We start from the raw sequence: 18,474 nt of genomic DNA on the forward strand, positions 1-18,474 counted from the left end.
AGGATCGAAACATAAACCTATGTAAAGTGAGCCTCTCTATCCGTGTTGTGCCCCTGATAAAAAAGATTTTTAGAAAGCCCATATTCATCCTGGTAGTATGGCTCTCGTTGGCCACGGTGGCAGGCCTTCAGCATTATGCACTGGGTCACTATAACAATTATCGCATTTTTAAAAATGTGTTTTGGAACAGCGTGGAAGGCAAGAACCTTTACGCGCTTTATCCGGACGAACACAACGACTCCAATCACTACGGACCCTTCTTCAGCGTGGTCTTTGCACCTTTCGCGCTGATGCCCGACGCCCTCGGGCTTTGTTTGTGGATCATGTTCAATGGTGTGGTATTGTTTTATGCCATCCGTCAGCTTCCGCTAAAAGAATCCACCGGGATAGCCTTGCTGTGGCTGGTCACCAACGAGCTTTACACATCCTATTCCAACCAGCAGATCAATCCCATGGTGGCGGCGTCCATTATCCTGGCCTACACATGGATGCGGAAAGAGAAAGATTTTTGGGCGGCCGCCGTGATCATGGCCGGCACCTTTATAAAATTGTATAGCATAGCCGGCCTGGCATTCTTCTTTTTTTCGAAACACAAAACGGGCCTGGTGGCGGCGTGCTTGTTTTGGGCGATCGTATGTTTCACAGCGCCGATGGTCATTTCGGGTCCCGCCTTTGTAGTGCAGTCGTACCGGGATTGGTATACGTCCATCAAAACCAAAGATGAACTGAATGCCAAGGAGTCGCGTCACCAGGACATCTCCCTGTCGGGGGTGGTGCGGCGTGTGTCGGGCCACCGCGACATACCGATGCTTTACTTTTTGATTCCCGGTCTTATACTTTTTCTGTTGCCCTATCTTAAAACTCAATATTACGACGACCCTACGTTCCAGCAGCTCATGCTGTGTTCGGTGTTGCTATTCATTTGTTTATTCAGCAGCAGCACGGAGTCGTCTACCTACATCATTGCCTTCACAGGCGTTTCGCTTTGGTTCCTGTTGCATGAACCACCGCCGGCAAAGATTGTTTTAGGATTGTTGATCTTTGCCTTTGTGTTGACGTCGTTGTCGCCCACGGACCTCGTGCCCCGGCCGGTCAGGGCGTTCATCACTTCCTATTCATTGAAGGCTGTTCCGTGTGTGTTGGTTTGGTTATATTTAATGGCTGAGCTTTTGAAATATAGTCCATCGTCGAAGTGGCAAAAAACAATCGCATGATCATGAACCAAATGAACCGACAACTCATCTCCGTGGTGGTGCCCGTTTTCAACGAAGCCGGAAACATCCGCAAGATCTACTCGGAACTGTTGCGTGTGTTCGACAGCCTTCCCTATGATTGTGAGATCATCTTCGTGGACGACGGAAGCCGCGACAATTCGCTGGAGCTCATACAAGAGATCGCGGCGGGTCAATCGAACGTGTTTTTCATCGAACTGTCAAGAAACTTTGGACACCAGCATGCGCTGAAGGCGGGTCTGGACGTGGCGCGCGGACATGGCGTGATCTCCATGGATTGTGATATGCAGCACCCGCCGGAGATCATTCCGCAGTTGGTGACCCAGTGGGAAAAGGGATACGATGTCGTTTACACCGTCCGCGAAGAAGATCCGGGTCTTTCCTGGTTCAAGCGCAAAAGCTCATCCTATTTCTACAGACTCCTGAACAAATTGTCGGGCATCGATTTGGAAAAAGGGGTGGCCGACTTCCGGCTCATGGACCGGTCGACGGTGGATGTGTTTATCCGCTTTGGTGAGAACGACCTCTTCATTCGTGGGCTGGTGAAGTGGATGGGGTTCAAACAAGCTGCTGTGCGTTATGTTCCCAATGGCCGCTTTTCAGGAAAAAGCAAATATAGCCTGATGCGCATGGTGGCCCTGGCCTTCAAAGGCATCACCTCGTTCAGCACGAAGCCGCTGGTGATCACGGCCTATCTCGGCATCATATTTTTCCTTATTTCATTGATCTATCTTCCGTACGCCCTCATCAGTTATTTTACGGGCCATGCCGTTTCGGGATGGACTTCGATCATCATGACGGTGATATTTTTCGGCGGCCTGCAATTGCTCATGCTGGGCATTATCGGTCTGTATCTCGGCCGCATTGTTGTTCAGGGAAAAGGAAGACCCCAATATGTTATCCGGACCACGAACCATCCCGGTGTTGTTAAAGCAACCTATGCCTAGACCGCGTCTTTACCTTTCTTTCGACATAGAAGAATTCGACATGCCGTTGGAGTATGGAAAATCCATTTCATTCGAAGAACAGATTGCCATATCCAAAGCCGGTTGTCATCACATTCTCGATTTGCTGAAGAAGCATTCCGCACGGGCCACTTTTTTTAGTACGGTGGTGTTTGCAGAAAATGTGCCCGATATCATTCAACGCATTCTCGGCGAAGGACATGAGTTGGCTTCACACGGTTTTTATCATTCCGATTTTAAAAACGAACACCTGTTACAATCGCGGTTGGAGCTTGAGCGACTATCGGGAAGGAGCATCGAGGGGTTTCGCATGGCGCGCATGATGCCGGTGGAGACGGGGGAGATCATCCGGGCGGGGTACCGGTACAACTCGTCGTTAAACCCAGTTTATATTCCCGGCCGGTACAACAACTATTTCAAAAAGAGAACCTGGTTTCGCAGCGGCACTTTGTTGGAGATCCCAGCGTCGGCGACACCCTTCGTTCGCTTCCCGCTTTTTTGGTTGTCGTTTCACAACCTGCCGCAAGGGCTATACCGCGGCTTGTGCGCGATCACGATGATGAAAGATCATTACCTCAACATCTACTTTCACCCTTGGGAATTTACAGACCTCACCCTGCCACGCTTTGGTTTTCCGGGGTTCGTAAAACGCAAGACGGGAACAAAGATGATCGAAGCCTTTGATGGCTGGTTGTCCTGGTGCCACCGCAAGGGCTACACGTTTGAAGTGCTACGCGAATTTTCGCAACAACATGAAGCGCATGCCGGGCGATTGACGGGACCCCTTACCCCTTGATCCAAAGCTCGTCCATCGAGACGTTGGGCGGGAAATCAAGAAAGAGGCTTTTATCGATCTTCACCTTTCCTTTGAAAGCAGAAGTGCGTTTGAATTTGTAGGTCGATATGCGATAGCTCACCGGTGTGGCACCTGCCGTCGTTTTCTTGTCCAGGAACTGGCTTTCTGATTTGGATGTGCTGGTCACGATGTTGAGACCGGAAGCTTCCATCTTGTCGCGATTCAGTTGGGCGAATTTTGCGTCTTCGCTTTCGCTGCGTTGTTCGATGATCAGGTAGCTCTGTCCGTTGTAGTCTAACTGGCGGATCCAAAGTCCCTCGCGCGCCGTATCGGGAAGTTTGGGGTATACGCGCAACGTGAGGCTGTTGGTTTCATACACGCGGTCGGCGATGGAAAAACGAAACGGTCCGATCTTTACCTTGCCCGTGTCCGGTAGCACTTGTGATATTTTTAGATTGCCAAAGGCGATCTTGTTCTTGCGCAGCGCAGCAAAATCTTCGGTGGATTTTTTCTCCTTGATTTCGATGGCCTCCAGGCTTTCTTTTTTCACCGTGATGATGATCTCGACTTCCTCGCCGGCACGTGGTGCGGGATTCGCGATCTCCAATATCGAGGTCTGAGCCCAGGCCGTTGCGCAGCAAAAGCACCAGGCATATGTAAGCAGTCGTCTGATCATATTCATACAAGGAATGAATCCCACCGGTTGCGTGCCGGGATTCATGACCCGGTTTTTGCGAACGGGAGATAAAAGTAAGAAAACAATAGGCCGCTTACAACGTCCCGGCCGGGTTCTTGCCTGCCTTGTTAGGCATCGAACTAGGATGGAGTCGCCCATCCCAAGCCAAAGGATACCGAAATCCAGCTTATCCCAAACCGCAACGGCCCGCAAAGTACTCCACAGCTTCATCAACGATCATGTCCCGGGCATTGATCTTCGATTTCAATGTTATTCCCTCCAGGGTCCGGCACCGGCTCAACGCCACATACAACTGCCCGTGGGCAAAGGCCCCACGCCCCATGTCGATGGAGATGTTATCAAAGGTCAGGCCCTGACTTTTGTGGATCGTCATCGCCCATGCCAAACGGATGGGGTATTGCGTGTAGGTACCCAACACCTCAAAGGTGATCGTGTTCAATGGCTTGTCCCATGTATAGGCCTTACGCTCCCACGTCACCGGCTCGATGCGATGGATAGCCCCATCGGCGAACCGCACCATGATCACCTCCGGGGTGAGCTGGTCCACGATGCCGATGGTGCCGTTCACCCATCGTCCCTGCATATCGTTCTTCACCATCATCACCTGTGCCCCTTCGCGCAGGCTCAACTGCAAGCTGGCCGGGAAGAGACGTTGATCGAATGTGCCATCCGTTTTGCCCCGGTACACTTCACCGTGTGTCTTTAAGGCCATAAGTTTTTGCAAATTCACCTGGTCGGCAATTGCGTTAATGGAAGTGAGCGATACCGCAAATTCGTGTTCATCTTCTCCCGGGCGATAGCGCCGGTTCAAGGCTTCCAGGTCGTGACCGTCGGCATTGTTCATGCGGATCCGGTTCAAGAGATAAATGAAATCATCGTCCAGTTGCCGGTAGATTTTTTTTAATTCCACCACCTTGGGACGGCTGGCACGAAAGGCATCGGCGCTAAAAAAATAAGGACTCTCATACGTGTCCAGGTCGGTGCTTTGAAAATCCTGAGCACTCACCACCGGCGAAAGCTGGAACACATCGCCAATAAAAATAAGTTGCTTGCCCCCAAAAGGGAGGTCATTATTCATGTTGAGCCGAAGCGACAAGTCGATGGCATCCAACACATCGGCCCGCACCATCGACACCTCGTCGATGATCAACGTCTCCATCTTGCGAAGAATACGCAACCGGGGATGTCCCTTGCCCCAAGGCTGTATCTCCGGATCGTCCTTCACCAAGGTCCGCAACGGAAACCCAAAAAAAGAATGAATCGTCCCCCCACCCACATGAAGCGCCGCCAACCCCGTAGGAGCCAACACAATATGTTTTTTTGTCGTGGTCTTCCGAAAGTAATTCAACAACGTAGACTTCCCCGTCCCCGCACGTCCGGTCAGAAAAAGGGTCTCGCTCGTAAATTCCATCATGTGGTAGGCGGCGGCCAGGTCATCTTCCAGCCGAAAGTCACTGGGAATGACAATGGTGTCTTTGTCCGAAGTAGCGCTGACTCCCTTATTCATGCAACAACATACTAAAAAGGAGCCAGAATCCAGGAGCCAGGAGGGTGTGGGTGCGGGAGTGCGGTGTGTGTGAGTCTTGAATTTGTAAGCGACGTTTCTGTATTTTAAAAAACTGACCCCAACGATCAGCTCTCCCATACTTGCCTCCTGGCTGCTCACACTCCTCCAACTCCTGACTTCTGGCTCCTGAATTCCGCCTCTCGCTCCTGGATTCTGTCTGCTGATTTACTAGATTGATCCCCGCGATATGACCTCCTCCTCCAAAAATTTCCGCAAGATCATTCACATCGATATGGATGCCTTCTATGCCTCCATCGAGCAGCGTGATCATCCCGAATACCGGGGTAAGCCGATTGTGGTAGGGGGATCGCCGGAGGGGCGTGGGGGTGTGGTGGCTACGGCCAGTTATGAGGCGCGCAAATTTGGGATCCGGTCAGCTATGCCGTCGAAGCGGGCGCGTCAGCTTTGCGAGGCGGTTATTTTTGTGCGGCCGCGGTTTGATGTTTATAAAGAAGTGTCGCAAAAGATCCGCGAGATCTTTCACCGGTTTACGGACATCATCGAACCGCTTTCGTTGGATGAAGCCTTCCTCGACGTTACGCACGATAAGCAAGGCATCGGCTCGGCCATCGACATCGCCAAGCTCATCCGGCAGGCGATCCGCGACGAATTGCAGCTCACAGCCTCGGCGGGTGTGTCCATCAATAAGTTTGTCGCGAAGATCGCTTCCGATATGAACAAGCCCGACGGCCTCACCTTCATCGGGCCTTCGCGCATCGAGAAGTTTATGGAGGATCTGCCGGTAGAGAAATTTTTTGGCGTGGGGCGGGTCACGGCAGAGAAGATGCGCAACATGGGCCTGCACAAAGGGGCCGACCTAAAGCAGCTTTCGGAAGAGGAATTGGTCAAACGCTTTGGCAAGCCGGGCAAATTTTTTTACAAGATCGTGCGCGGCATCGACGACCGCGCCGTGCAACCCGATCGCGAAACAAAATCGGTGGGGGCAGAAGACACGTTTCCCTACGACCTGGAAGAGGCCGGCGAAATGGTGGAGGAGCTGGATAAAATCGCCAGCATCCTGGAAGGCCGCCTGAAACGCTACGGACTGAAAGGCCGCACCATCACACTTAAAATAAAATACCACGACTTCAAGCAAGTCACCCGAAGCCAATCGCTCACACAAGGCGTCGACGATAAAGCCACGATCCTGGATATAGCGCAACAGTTGCTGTTGGCCACCGACCTCGAAGAGAAAAAGATCCGCCTGTTGGGGATCTCTCTGTCCAACTTTGGCGAGCCTGGGGAAAGATCGCGACGCGACGAGGGGAATGAGCAGTTACCCTTATTTCCCCAAGACGATTCGTGGTAAGGCCTCTTTGTTTTCCGGAACCCAAAAAAGGCATGCCGTGTTGTAATTGTACCGAACGGTATATTTATTATCTTTCACGAAAGAACCCAGCATCATGTCAAAAGCCGAGCGAACCAAGGCCTTCATCATCGAAAAGACCGCTCCTGTATTCAACACGAAGGGGTATGCGGGCACATCGATGGCGGACCTGTCGGAAGCCACAGGGCTCACCAAAGGCAGCATCTATGGCAACTTCAGCAATAAGGACGAAGTGGCGCTTGCCGCTTTCGATCATAATTTTCAAAGCGTGCAAAACATTGTGAAGGCCGAAATGGCGAAACGCACCGGCGTGCTGGACCAGTTGATGGCCTATGTGTCGGTATACGAGGGCTTTGAAAAATATCCATTTCCCCTCGGCGGTTGCCCCATCTTGAACACGGCCACCGAATCGGACGATACCCATCCCGAGCTTCGGAAGAAAGTCGCGGCGGCCATCATTTCCTGGAAGAACAGCCTGGTGAGCCTGCTGGAGAAAGGCATCAAAACAAAAGAAATTCGCGCCACGGTCGATGCAGAACAAACCGCCATCGCCATCATCGCCCTGATCGAAGGCGGCATCATGGTGGCCAAGGCCACGGGCAAAAATAGTTACCGGAAGGCCGTCGTGCAGTCGGTCGAGAAAATGATCCGGGGACTGAAATAAGTTTTTTTAAGTGTTTATTCGTTCCGCAAAGCCTTTACCGGATTGAGTGTGGCCGCCTTGATGGATTGAAAACTCACCGTCACCAACGCAATGCCTACCGCCAATGCGCTCACCGAAAGAAACAATCCGATCTTCATCGAGGTATGGTAAGGGAATTTCGCCAACCATTGTGTCATGATCCACCAGCCCAGCGGGAGCGCGATGACGATGGCCCACATGACCAACGCCAGGTATTCGCGCGAAAGCAATTTCACGATGCTTTGCTCGGAGGCGCCCAGTACTTTACGCACACCGATTTCTTTTGTCCGCACCTCCGTCGTGTAGGCGGAGAGTCCGAACAAGCCCAGGCACGAGATCAACAGGGTGATGCCGGCAAATACGCCCACGACGTCGCCCAGTTGTTGATCTTGCCAATATTGTTTGTTGATGTCTTCGTCGAGGAATGAAAATTCAAACGCGGCGTTTCCATTCACATCGCGCCAGCTTTTCTTGATGGCATCGAGCGTGGTGGAGAAATTTCCCGGCGCGATCTTGATCAAGGCGTAGGACAATTCTGCATTTTCATTCGGGTTCAACAGCGTGAATACGGTGGGACGAATAGGACTGTGCAGATCGGCCGTATGAAAATCTTTCACAACGCCCACGATCATGCCTTTGGTTTCGCTAAACAATTCACCGTTCTCCTCGGTGAACAGGCGCAAGGGCATCCCGATGGCCGCCGCCGGGGTCTTTCCAAAAAAGCGGGCTGCGCTTTCGTTGATCACAAAATTTCTTCCCTCGTGAGCGGGGAATTGATTGCGCAGCAAACTGCTTTTTCCTTCATCGCTGAATTCGCGCGAAAAGGTCCGGCCTTCCAAGAGCGAAATGTTTAATGAGGAAAAGAAATCATAGTCAACGAATTGTTGAAAGATGAAGGGAAACTCCTGCGGATTGTATCCTTCGAATTCCACTTGCGGACCCCAACCCGGATCGATGCCCGGAAGGTCGCTGACGCCGGTCACACTCTCGATATTTTTGTCCTGCAAAAGTTTGTCACGCAACACACTATACCGGTCGGTCACGGAGGGCCCGGTGCGGACAGCAACCACGCGGTGTTGTTCAAACCCCAGGTTGGAGCCCTTTAGAAAATTCACCTGGAACCAGGCCACGGCGGTGCAGAAGAGCAGCGTGACCGAAAGCACAAATTGGAACACCACCAGCCCGCGACGGAGCCCCGCTCCTCCACCTTGCACCTGAATACCCTTCAGTACGGCACTCGGTTTCATAGACGAGAGATAGAGCGCCGGGTAGGACCCCGAAAGCAAAGTCGATACCATCACGATGCCCGCTGCTAAGCCCCACCAAAGCAAGCCATCGCCGAGCGCCAACTGCTGATGCAGCAGGAGATTCACCAGGGGCAGCAGGATTTCTGTGAGCACAATGGCAAAAGCAAAGGCCATCACATTGAGCAACGCCGACTCATAGAAGAACTGCAGGGCGATCTGTTTCCGTTGACCGCCGATCGATTTTCTGACGCCGATCTCCTTCGCCCGCTTCACCGCCCGCGCCGTGGCGAGGTTCATGAAGTTGATACACGCCAGCACCAAACTGAAAATGGCCACGGTGGTGAAGATGTAAACATTGGTGATGCTTCCGTTCGGGTTGATCTCGTTTTGTAAATCGCTGAACAAATGAATGCTGGTGAGCGGCTGCAAATGAGGAACAAAAAGCTTAGCCTCTTCCGCGGACCGGTGTTTACGGATCACCTCCGGAAAAGCAGCGTTGATCTTTTCTGCCGACTCGGGTTTATCCAGCAACACATAGGTCCACACCACCGGCCACCAGTGGCTGGTGAACTCCGATGTGGTCGGCATTTTTTGCAAGGCCTTGAAGGTGGCAAACGAGCAAAGGAAGTCGAACCGGAAATGAGAATTGTAAGGAACATCTTTCAACACGCCGGTCACCGTCACCGGCAGGAAATTGTCCAGCTTTAATGTTTTTCCAATCGGGTCGTCCGATCCAAAATAACGTTTCGCCGTCGACTCCGTGATCAGCACCTGTCCGGATTCCTTTAAGGCCGTTCCGGGCGAGCCCTTGATAAATTCAAAATCAAAGACGTCAAAAAATTCCGGATCGGTGTAGAAGATCTTGGTTTCCTCAAAGGCAACCGCTTCCTGGTTATCTTTTTCATAACTCACATACGTATAGGATTGCGCGTTGGCACGCTTGGCATTCCAACTGGTCGCACAATGAATGGAAACAACTTTTTTTACCTCTTTGAATTCAGACTTCACCAGTGAAGGCATCACTCCACCCGTCCAGGCCCAACCCTGGTTCGCCGGAAGGTTCTGAACCACGCGGAAGATCCGATCCGCCTTCGAATGAAAGCGATCGAAACTCCGCTCGTTTATAACATAGAGCATGATGATCATGCAGCTCGTGAACCCGATGGTGAGCCCCACCACGTTCAACACCGAATATTCTCTTTGGCGCAGAAAACTTCTCCAGGCCACCAATACATAATTCTTGATCATAGCCATCCGCATTTTGTTCCTCACACCCCAATCCAACTATCAGACCAATCCATTTCCCCAACAAAACCACCCAAAACTCACCTCCCCAAACCACACCTTGCCCGGAAACGAAACCAAACGTCCGCAAACGAAATTTCCCAAAAGAAAGTCCCGCAAAAAAATATTCCCCCACGAACGCTCAATCTCCCGACACACACCCCAAAAAAATGACTACTGGCTCCTGAATTTCTGGCTGCGGGCTTCTGGCTCCTGGCTCCTGAATTCCTATCTTTCAACCACGTTAACGAAAGAACTATGCTCCTTCCCAATGAACGAAGAAAAGTAGCTGTGATCGGCTACAACCGGATCCCCTTCGCACGCCAAAACACCGCCTACAGCACCGCCAGCAACCAGGACATGATGGTGGCGACACTGAACGGATTGATTGACCGTTACAAACTGCAGGGTCAGCGCATGGGCGAAGTGGCCGGCGGCGCCGTGATCAAACACAGCGGCGATTTTAACCTCATGCGCGAAAGCGTGATGAGCACGGCGCTCGATCCATCGACCCCAGCATGCGACCTGCAGCAGGCATGCGACACCGGGATTGAAGCGGCCGTGTACATTGGGAACAAGATCGCCCTGGGTCAGATTGAGGTGGGCATTGCAGGCGGGGTGGATTCCACCAGCAATGTGCCGCTGCTCCTGGGAGAAAACCTGCGGAAAATTTTGCTGGAAGCCCGCCGTGCAAAAACCACCGGCGCCAAGTTGAAAGCCTTTGCTAAAATACGATTCAAAGACCTGGCCCCCATTGCGCCGGCGAATGTGGAGCCACGCACCGGATTGTCTATGGGAGGACACACGGAGATCACGGCGAAGTATTACGGCATCTCGCGCGAAGACCAGGACTTGCTCGCCCTGCAAAGCCATCAGAAAATGGTGAAGGCCTACGAGGAAGGATTCTTCAGCGACATGCTCACGCCCTACCTGGGGCTGGACCGCGATAACAACATGCGCAAAGACACCAGCCTGGAGAAGCTTGCTAAATTGAAGCCCGCCTTCGACAAAGTGAACGGCTCCCTCACCGCCGGCAACTCCACACCCCTGACCGACGGCGCTTCCTGTGTGCTGCTCGCCAGCGAGGATTGGGCACGCGAGAACGGATGGCCGGTGCTGGCCTACATCACGTTTGCTGAATTGGCGGCCATCGAGTATGTGCAGCACCAGCATAACCTGCTGCTGTCGCCCGTCTATGCGTCGACGCGCATGTTGAAGAAAGCGGGATTGCGTTTGCAGGATTTTGATTTTTATGAGATCCACGAAGCCTTTGCCGCGCAAGTGCTGGCGACGTTGAAAATATGGGAGAGTGCCGAGTTGATGAAAACATTCGGATTCGATGCACCGTTAGGAAGTATCGACCGCACCAAGCTGAATGTGAAGGGAAGCAGCCTCGCCGCCGCCCACCCCTTTGCCGCCACAGGAGGACGGATCATTGCCACCATGGCAAAATTGCTAAAAGAGAAGGGCAGTGGACGCGGGTTTATTTCCGTTTGTGCGGCAGGAGGACAGGGGATCACGATGATCATGGAGCGGTAATTTTTTTACTCCAGCAGGATACGAGCATGCAAAGATGGAAGCGTTATCGAAAAATCAGGTTCAACAATTTATTGCGGAAGGATTTGTCAAAATAGAAGACGCCTTTTCAAAAGACGTGGCGTCGCGCGCCCGCGATATTTTATGGCGCGACACGGGGTGCGATCCAAGGGATAAGTCCACGTGGAAATTTCCGGTCGTTCGTCTTGGGGATTACGCTCACACGCCGTTTGTGGAAGCGGCCAACACGCCGCGATTGCATGCCGCCTTCGATCAACTGGTGGGCGAGGGGCGTTGGATCCCCCGCGGCAGCCTGGGTTCCTTCCCTGTGCGATTTCCCAGCGATGAAGATCCGGGCGATGCCGGCTGGCACGTGGACGCGAGCTTTCCGGGAAAGGACGAATCTTTTTTCTCGTGGCGTATCAATATCCATTCGAAAGGCCGCGCGCTGCTCATGCTCTTTTTATTTTCCGATGTCGGCGAGCGCGATGCACCTACCCGCATTCGCACGGGCTCACATCCCATCGTCGCGCGCATGCTGGAGCCGGCAGGAGAGGAGGGAATGTCATTCATGGAGCTCGCGGCTCAACTGAGTGCTACAGAGGGCTGCGAACAAGTGCTGGCCACCGGCGAGGCCGGCACCGTATACCTCTGCCACCCCTTCCTCGCACACGCCGCCCAACCCCACAAAGGCACCACACCCCGCTTCATGGCTCAACCGCCGTTGATATCCAAGACACCCTTTTTAATTCACAAAAGAGACGGTGGATACTCCCCTGTGGAAGACGCTATTCGCCAAGCGCTACGATATTAGTTATCAGTGATAGGCCTGCCGTTAGATTGTTGAAGAGTAAGCGAGCGCTTTTTTATCATTTGTCAATGTTTATTTTTTACTGACGAAATACTTTTGCCAGTAAAAAAATGGTGATGAAAGAAATGAATGGCGTTTCAAACGCTGATGGAAAAACTACGCGCGATTGGCTTTCGGACAACACGGAACCCAGTTGGCAGAGCCGCTGCATCAATGGTCTACTGAGATTACTCCCGATAAAGAAGCAGACGGCGTCGGCTGACGCCGTGCGGGAACGCGTTCGCAAGTTGACGGTGCGAAAGCCTTCTCATGAACCGACTGGCCTGGGTCGCGGTGTAGCGGTGACGTTGAAAACCTGGGCACAATGGCCTGTCTATTATACCGTACCGACGGCTGATCCACAGGTAAACAACTATGTTGTGTTCCTGCACGGAGGAGGGTATATCAACGAGATCGTTCGCGCCCACTGGCGCATCATCGGTTGGTTGACGCGTCATGCTCCCGCCAAGTGCATCGTCCCGATCTATCCGCTGGCGCCTCACGCTACGGCAGGAGAAGTCGTGCCCGTGGTTGGCGATTTGTTGCGTAAGCTTCTGGAAGATGTCGGACCTGCGAGCGTTACGGTGGTCGGGAATTCCGCCGGCGCAGGCTTGGGATTGGCAGCAGCCCAATGGTTGCGAGATCAGGGTCATCGGCAACCCAGCAGGCTGGTGCTGATCTCGCCTGGAATCAATGCGTCCATCCATGGCCCGGAGCGATTGGCTATCGTTGAGCGTGACCCGGTGCTGGATATTCCCGGCATGCTGGAAGGGGCGCGTCTCTATGCTGGCGATCTGGACCTCACCCATCCCTATATCAGTCCCTTGCACGGCGATTTCCGTGGACTTGCACCCATGCTCGTATTCTCGGGCACGTGCGATCTTCTTTATCCCGACAGTATCGAACTGGCGGCTAAGGCGCGAGCCGCGGGAGTGCCGGTTGAACTTCATCTGCGAAAGGGGCAGCCACACAATTACGCAGGCATGCCGACGCCAGAAGGCCGGCAAGCGCGTGAGATCATTCTGCGGGCCGTTGCCAGCGGATTGATGTGATCGTTGTAGTGGTGAAGAGAAAATACAATAATCAAGCGCTCAACCGGGCGAGCCCATATGAAGAAGCGAAATCATTTGGTGGACACGGTGTTGTTTTTTCTTTCCATCCATCGCTTCCAGACGGATGCCATCCCGCCTCCCGCCAGCAAAACAATCCCGGGTTCCATGGGAACATAAAAACGATTATCCCAATCCACCGTAGAGATCGCGATGAGCACACCGTTCAACACGATTACCGTGCAAACAAAATACGCCACGGGGTTGCGCCGGACGATCGCCCATCCTGTGAAGAATGCAAAATAGATTACGCCCATCCACGCCAATAAAAAAGTATTGTGCCATTTTGTGTAATAGGGCCTGACCGCGGTGACCAAATAAAAAACTTTCAGGAAGGCGGCCTTCGCCGAGATCCATGGATTGTCGCGAAAGAAGAGCAACAATTTCCCGACAGCAGAGGGAATGTTTCGCGGGGGGATGATCTCCGTCGTATCCATGCGCAGACTTTCGTCGTAAAGCGGGCCGTCTTTCAGCGTGTCCATATACGTGACAATGTTGCCCCGGGCGTGTTGATCGGTGAAATCCCATTGGTCCATCACGATGAGACCGACCCAAATTCCCAGGATCACGATCACAACACTGGCCGCGGTCATGACCAAAGGCGCCGTTTTCCACAGCGAACGATAGTAGAATGCAAAAAAAGCGAGTAGGCCGCCGAGTATCAGGAGACCGGTGGGGCGGGTGAAGACACTCACGACAAGCAGCAGGACGAGAACGAAGAACCCTTTCGCTTTCCCATCAAAGTAAACCAGGGCATAGAGCACGAAGCACGCGGTGCTGCAGGCCAGCGATTCCGTGAGTGTCACCAGGTTCCATTGCAGGTGGTCGATCCACAGTAGAAAAATGACCACGGTAAAGAAACCGGCCATGCCATTGTCGAAAAGCTTTGAGGAGGCTCTATACAAGGCCGCGGTGGCGACTCCCGAAAGCAGGCATTGGAAAATGATGAAAGGAAGCACGGGCGGGTGAAATACGGTACCGAAAAGAGCGAATAGTGCGATGTGCACCACATAAAAAAGGTCGCTGGCTTCTTCGAGATAGCCGTGAGATAGCAGAAAATCCGCTTTCCATGCGTAGCGATGGGCATCGAGAAGGTCGCGGACACCATAGTGGAAAAAGAGTGCCAAGTGGATCCCAAACCAAAGAACGAACAGGAGGATGGAGAACAGATGATCTTTTCGGATGACGATGCGCGGCATCATCAAAAATACATTCAAATTCCCGAAAGTAAGCGCACAAAAAACGCAGGAAGAAATTACGCCGCGAAGAGAACACAAAAAAGCATCACGGTGACGACACTTGCCAGCAGGAGTCGATGAAGCGCGGGATGACGATGTGAGTTGACATGGGATGGAGTTTAAATTCTGTTGTCTGTCCCGGGCGTTGGTGAATGAAAAACGATGTCAACATATTTGCTGCTTCCGCACACGTTTGCTCTATGAAAAGTGCTGATTCACTTATCGCTGTGCGCGATCGTTGTTCGTAAAATAAATTTCAGGAGCTGTAATTTTCATGTAATAAAAAAAAGCGTGTTGCGTTTTAATCGTTGTGGCGTATTCCCTTAAAAACTCCTTAAAAAGTGTGGAATTGATTTTTACATAGCCATACCGTTGCGACTCAGAAATTTTTTTTTAACTTAAAAAAAACTGAAAATCATGAGCGGTTTGAGCGAAGATTGAAGCATCAACGCCAAAAAATTTTCCTACACCAAAAAATGGTACATGATCAGATTCCGAGGTACTCAAAAAGCATCAGAAGCTCTTCGGGTTTCCACAACGCTTCACCTTCTTTTTTTCGGTAGAGGCTTTGCCGGGTTATGCAAAGTGCATTCGCTATGTCCTCCAATTTTTCGCCCGAAGCGTCGATTAAGACTTTGGCGTCGTGACGAATTTCGATATAATCCTTGACCCGCCGGATAGGTTCTTTCCGGATGATGACCTGCAATTCTTGTAGCGTTTTAGGCATACTGAGGTAAAGTTTAAAGCCACCCTAATTTAAACAAAAAACAGATAAAGTTACAAGGGTGACGATTAACTATTACCGAATGTCCGGTTTATGATACACGAAGTACATTCCATTATACATTTGTGCCATAAATAAATGTACAATGAGAAGAAGGATTTTAGGTTTGTTGGGGGCTGTACTGCTGTTTCCGATGGCGGTAATGGCCCAAAGCGGCTGTACATTCACAATTTCTACCTCGGCGACGGAGTGGCAATTTGATGGGGCGGCAAAGGGGGTGAAACCGGGGGACAGGATCTGTTTCAAAGGGGGGACCAGGACGGGTATTGCACTTGTAAATATCCACGGTACGGCAGCACAGCCGGTTATTATTTCGAATGAAAGCACCAGTTCGGTCATTATCAGCGCACCATCGTCGTACGGAAATGCGATTGAGGTCGATAATGTGACCTATGTGAAGTTCACGGGGAGCAACAATCCGTCTGTTAAATACGGCATTGAGATCACCGGGGGCCAGATGGGGATCAACTTTCAACAGTTGAGCTCCGATTTCGAAGTCGATCACCTTTATGTTCATAACACGGGTTGTGTGGGTATTGTGGCCAAGACCGACCCCACTTGCGACGCTTCCACCTGGAAGGGCAACTTCGTTATGAAGAATACATCATTTCACGACAATTTAATCAGCAACACGGGATGCGAAGGATTTTACATAGGTAATTCACACTACGACACGGGCGTAGGCAAGACTTGTAACGGCACCAACCTCACCATTATGGAGCACGATGTGGTAAACGTTAAGGTCTATAATAATACATTGCAAAGCATCGGGAACGACGGTATCCAGATCGGGGCCGCGGTTTCGGGCTGCGAAGTGCACCACAACACCGTCACCAACTACGGTGCACTCAATAATTATGGACACACCAACGGCTTCCAGGCCGGCGGCGGTACCACACAAGCAAAAGTATACGACAACATCATCGATACCGGTAACGGCTATTGCTTCTGGGATTCCGGAGGGGGTGGTATCTACTACAACAACACCGCCCGCAACGGTTTGCTGGGAGGTTTCTCTTTAATAGACTATGCCGGCAATTATGCTCCGACCGGGTTCATGGTGATGAACAATACCATCGTGAACTGCCCGCAATTCGACATCATCATGTACAGCGAGGGCCCGCCCACGTCGCGCATTGCCAACAACATTTTTGTGACGGACCAGGCCAGCGGCTACACCTATATTAAATACAACAGCCCCACGGCACAGGCGCGCACGGTAGAAGCCAATAACCTGAAGACAAACAATATCGCCAGCGTGAAGTTTACAAATGCTGCTGCTATGGACTATCATCTGTTGACCGGTTCACCGGCCATCAACGCGGGTACGGACTTGTCCAGCTATGGCGTGACCGTCGACAAGGACGGCAGCGCGCGCGTGGGGGCATACGACCAGGGTGCTTTTGAATTTGGGGGAGCATCGAATCAATCCCCTTTGGCGAATGCAGGGTCGGATAAAACCGTGACCTTGCCGACGGCTTCTGTTGCCATTACGGGCACAGCATCCGATCCGGACGGCACCATCAGCAGCTACACCTGGACACAAGTATCGGGTACTGCGGCTACATTGACCAATGCCACATCGGCCACCGTGACTGTGAGCGCCCTCGTAGCCGGTACCTACGTGTTCCGACTGACCGTGAAAGACAATGCCGGCGCCACCGCCAGCGACGACGTGACCGTGACGGTTAGTGCGAACAAAGTGCCGACGGTAAGCGTAGGCACAACACTAAACATCACCACGGCAACAACTACCCTCACGGGTACGGCTTCCGATACAGACGGTACCATTGCGACATACGCGTGGACAAAAGTATCCGGCGGCGCCGCTACGTTGACGAATGCCAACACGGCTACCTTAAGCCTTAGCGGACTGGTTACCGGTACTTATGTATTTCGTCTCACGGTGACCGACAATGGTGGTGCTACCGCCTACGCGGATAAGACCGTGGTTGTGGCGATTGCTACCAACGTAGCCCCGACCGTTAACGCGGGTGGAGCCAAAGACCTGGTGTTGCCCACCAACTCGGTTTCCCTGGTGGGAAGTGCATCTGACCAGGATGGTACGATCGCTTCTTACACGTGGTCCAAAGTTTCTGGTGGTACTTGTACCCTTTCAAACGCAGCGTCGTCCACGGCTTCGGTCAGCGGCATGGCGGAAGGCGCTTATGTTTTCCGTTTGACCGTGAAAGACAACGCCGGTGCTGCTGCCAGCGCCGATGCTTCGGTGAGTGTTTCGGAAGGTGCTGTAACACGCTTCAGCTTCAGGCCCACAGCCGCCAGCATCAGCGGTTGGATCAGCGTGGCCGGTGCACCTCACGCCAGCGTGATCACGGCAACCGACCCGTCGACCAACATCAAGGTGACCAGTGTGGCTACCGGCCAATGGAATCCGGCCATCTATGGTACGGCGACCAGCTCGTATGCCGGTGGTGTTGCCAACGGCACGGTTCAACCGGCTGCCGTCGTGCAAAACAACTGGTTCAACTACAACGCGGCGTATGGCACTACCGTTAACGGTGTTTTGCAGGGCGACAACCTGAAACTTACCCAGCTCAATCCTGCGCATCAGTACACGATCCAGATGGGTGCTTCGCGCGCCACCGGTAACGGCACTTCCGATCAATACGGCACATTCGAATACCGTGTAGGCGGCGTAGTGAAGACCTTGAACGTGACCAACAACGCCACCTTGCAAGTAGAGTATGCATCGCTTACTCCCAATGCCAGCGGCGAGATCGGCATCAGTGCACGCAAAATGGCCGGAAGCGCCATGAACTTTGGCTACATCGGTTGGATTGTGGTTACGGACTTGACACAAGAACAAAACCTGAGTGCCAAGGGCCTCACCACCGCCCGCACGATCAACGTAGACCTGGCGCCTACTGCGCCGGCGGCAGACTCTGCAGGGGTGGAGTCGACGACCACCGTGACAACGCCTTCGGAAGACGACTTTGTGTTCCTGGACAACCGGTACCCCGGCGGCTACAACTACACCGTCGTGATCTATAACGGCACCGGCCGTCGCATCTTCCAAGGTGAATGGAAACCGGAAATGTATACACAGCTCTTCACACCCGGTGAGATGTATATCTATCACGTTTTCCAGAATGGCCTGAAGATAGACACGGGCAAAACGGCGATCGTACAATAGCATACT

General features: G+C 52.5%; 14 protein-coding genes. 9 read left to right on the plus strand and 5 right to left on the minus strand.

The window, feature by feature from the left end:
- Window positions 1–26: 26 nt before the first annotated feature.
- Genes D4L85_RS15010 through D4L85_RS15020 form a run of 3 tightly spaced genes read left to right on the plus strand, consistent with a single transcriptional unit; the run spans window position 27 to window position 2,993 of the window.
- The gene (locus D4L85_RS15010; protein WP_160143742.1) at window positions 27–1,214 is read left to right on the plus strand and encodes a glycosyltransferase family 87 protein; all 1,188 of its coding nucleotides are present in this window, start codon (window positions 27–29) and stop codon (window positions 1,212–1,214) included.
- On the plus strand, window positions 1,211–2,179 hold the full coding sequence (locus D4L85_RS15015; RefSeq protein WP_228450903.1) for a glycosyltransferase family 2 protein: 969 nt from the start codon (window positions 1,211–1,213) through the stop codon (window positions 2,177–2,179). Before D4L85_RS15010 ends, D4L85_RS15015 begins: the two co-directional genes overlap by 4 nt.
- The gene (locus D4L85_RS15020; RefSeq protein WP_119755058.1) at window positions 2,172–2,993 is read left to right on the plus strand and encodes a polysaccharide deacetylase family protein; all 822 of its coding nucleotides are present in this window, start codon (window positions 2,172–2,174) and stop codon (window positions 2,991–2,993) included. Before D4L85_RS15015 ends, D4L85_RS15020 begins: the two co-directional genes overlap by 8 nt.
- Here the strand turns inward: D4L85_RS15020 and D4L85_RS15025 are convergent.
- Together D4L85_RS15025 and D4L85_RS15030 are read right to left on the minus strand one after the other, a co-directional pair.
- The gene (locus D4L85_RS15025; protein WP_160143743.1) at window positions 2,983–3,669 is read right to left on the minus strand and encodes a hypothetical protein; all 687 of its coding nucleotides are present in this window, start codon (window positions 3,667–3,669) and stop codon (window positions 2,983–2,985) included. The genes D4L85_RS15020 and D4L85_RS15025 overlap by 11 nt on opposite strands.
- Before the next feature lie 187 nt (window positions 3,670–3,856).
- Window positions 3,857–5,197, minus strand: coding sequence for an ATP-dependent DNA helicase (locus tag D4L85_RS15030; RefSeq protein ID WP_119755060.1), 1,341 nt, complete (start codon window positions 5,195–5,197; stop codon window positions 3,857–3,859).
- Between the two features lie 247 nt (window positions 5,198–5,444).
- Here D4L85_RS15030 and dinB point away from each other — a divergent pair, with 247 nt between their 5' ends.
- A complete protein-coding gene (gene dinB / locus D4L85_RS15035) occupies window positions 5,445–6,566 on the plus strand; it encodes a DNA polymerase IV (RefSeq protein ID WP_119755061.1) in 1,122 nt (373 codons plus the stop codon).
- Window positions 6,567–6,660: 94 nt separating this feature from the next.
- Complete coding sequence (locus D4L85_RS15040; RefSeq protein ID WP_119755062.1) at window positions 6,661–7,248, plus strand: TetR/AcrR family transcriptional regulator; 588 nt, start codon at window positions 6,661–6,663, stop codon at window positions 7,246–7,248.
- Window positions 7,249–7,262: 14 nt separating this feature from the next.
- Here the strand turns inward: D4L85_RS15040 and D4L85_RS15045 are convergent, their stop codons facing one another.
- Entirely contained in the window at window positions 7,263–9,761 is a 2,499-nt protein-coding gene (locus D4L85_RS15045) for an ABC transporter permease (RefSeq protein ID WP_160143744.1), read from the minus strand.
- 294 nt (window positions 9,762–10,055) lie between these two features.
- Here D4L85_RS15045 and D4L85_RS15055 point away from each other — a divergent pair, with 294 nt between their 5' ends.
- The 3 genes from D4L85_RS15055 to D4L85_RS15065 all read left to right on the plus strand — a co-directional run bounded on the left by D4L85_RS15055 (window position 10,056) and on the right by D4L85_RS15065 (window position 13,235).
- On the plus strand, window positions 10,056–11,336 hold the full coding sequence (locus D4L85_RS15055; RefSeq protein ID WP_119755065.1) for an acetyl-CoA C-acetyltransferase: 1,281 nt from the start codon (window positions 10,056–10,058) through the stop codon (window positions 11,334–11,336).
- Between the two features lie 34 nt (window positions 11,337–11,370).
- Complete coding sequence (locus D4L85_RS15060) at window positions 11,371–12,147, plus strand: phytanoyl-CoA dioxygenase family protein (protein ID WP_119755066.1); 777 nt, start codon at window positions 11,371–11,373, stop codon at window positions 12,145–12,147.
- 113 nt (window positions 12,148–12,260) lie between these two features.
- Window positions 12,261–13,235 (plus strand): alpha/beta fold hydrolase, encoded by a 975-nt coding sequence (locus D4L85_RS15065; protein WP_228450904.1) that lies wholly within the window; start codon window positions 12,261–12,263, stop codon window positions 13,233–13,235.
- Between the two features lie 71 nt (window positions 13,236–13,306).
- Here D4L85_RS15065 and D4L85_RS15070 read toward each other — a convergent pair whose 3' ends face one another.
- Entirely contained in the window at window positions 13,307–14,509 is a 1,203-nt protein-coding gene (locus D4L85_RS15070; RefSeq protein WP_160143745.1) for a hypothetical protein, read from the minus strand.
- Window positions 14,510–15,017: 508 nt separating this feature from the next.
- Entirely contained in the window at window positions 15,018–15,257 is a 240-nt protein-coding gene (locus tag D4L85_RS15075; RefSeq protein ID WP_073137828.1) for a hypothetical protein, read from the minus strand.
- A gap of 142 nt (window positions 15,258–15,399) precedes the next feature.
- Between D4L85_RS15075 and D4L85_RS15080 the strand changes: the two genes are divergently transcribed.
- Complete coding sequence (locus tag D4L85_RS15080; protein WP_160143746.1) at window positions 15,400–18,468, plus strand: PKD domain-containing protein; 3,069 nt, start codon at window positions 15,400–15,402, stop codon at window positions 18,466–18,468.
- Window positions 18,469–18,474 lie beyond the last annotated feature (6 nt).

It is taken from the genome of Chryseolinea soli (assembly GCF_003589925.1).
GTDB classification, from domain to species: Bacteria; Bacteroidota; Bacteroidia; order Cytophagales; family Cyclobacteriaceae; genus Chryseolinea; species Chryseolinea soli.

Coding starts and splice junctions, on each gene's coding strand:
- D4L85_RS15015 (WP_228450903.1), top strand. CDS start 1,211: ATGATCATGAACCAAATGAACCGACAACTCATCTCCGTGGTGGTGCCC.
- D4L85_RS15020 (WP_119755058.1), top strand. CDS start 2,172: ATGCCTAGACCGCGTCTTTACCTTTCTTTCGACATAGAAGAATTCGAC.
- D4L85_RS15025 (WP_160143743.1), bottom strand. CDS start 3,669: ATGATCAGACGACTGCTTACATATGCCTGGTGCTTTTGCTGCGCAACG.
- D4L85_RS15030 (WP_119755060.1), bottom strand. CDS start 5,197: ATGAATAAGGGAGTCAGCGCTACTTCGGACAAAGACACCATTGTCATT.
- dinB (WP_119755061.1), top strand. CDS start 5,445: ATGACCTCCTCCTCCAAAAATTTCCGCAAGATCATTCACATCGATATG.
- D4L85_RS15040 (WP_119755062.1), top strand. CDS start 6,661: ATGTCAAAAGCCGAGCGAACCAAGGCCTTCATCATCGAAAAGACCGCT.
- D4L85_RS15045 (WP_160143744.1), bottom strand. CDS start 9,761: ATGATCAAGAATTATGTATTGGTGGCCTGGAGAAGTTTTCTGCGCCAA.
- D4L85_RS15055 (WP_119755065.1), top strand. CDS start 10,056: ATGCTCCTTCCCAATGAACGAAGAAAAGTAGCTGTGATCGGCTACAAC.
- D4L85_RS15060 (WP_119755066.1), top strand. CDS start 11,371: ATGGAAGCGTTATCGAAAAATCAGGTTCAACAATTTATTGCGGAAGGA.
- D4L85_RS15065 (WP_228450904.1), top strand. CDS start 12,261: ATGAAAGAAATGAATGGCGTTTCAAACGCTGATGGAAAAACTACGCGC.
- D4L85_RS15075 (WP_073137828.1), bottom strand. CDS start 15,257: ATGCCTAAAACGCTACAAGAATTGCAGGTCATCATCCGGAAAGAACCT.
- D4L85_RS15080 (WP_160143746.1), top strand. CDS start 15,400: ATGAGAAGAAGGATTTTAGGTTTGTTGGGGGCTGTACTGCTGTTTCCG.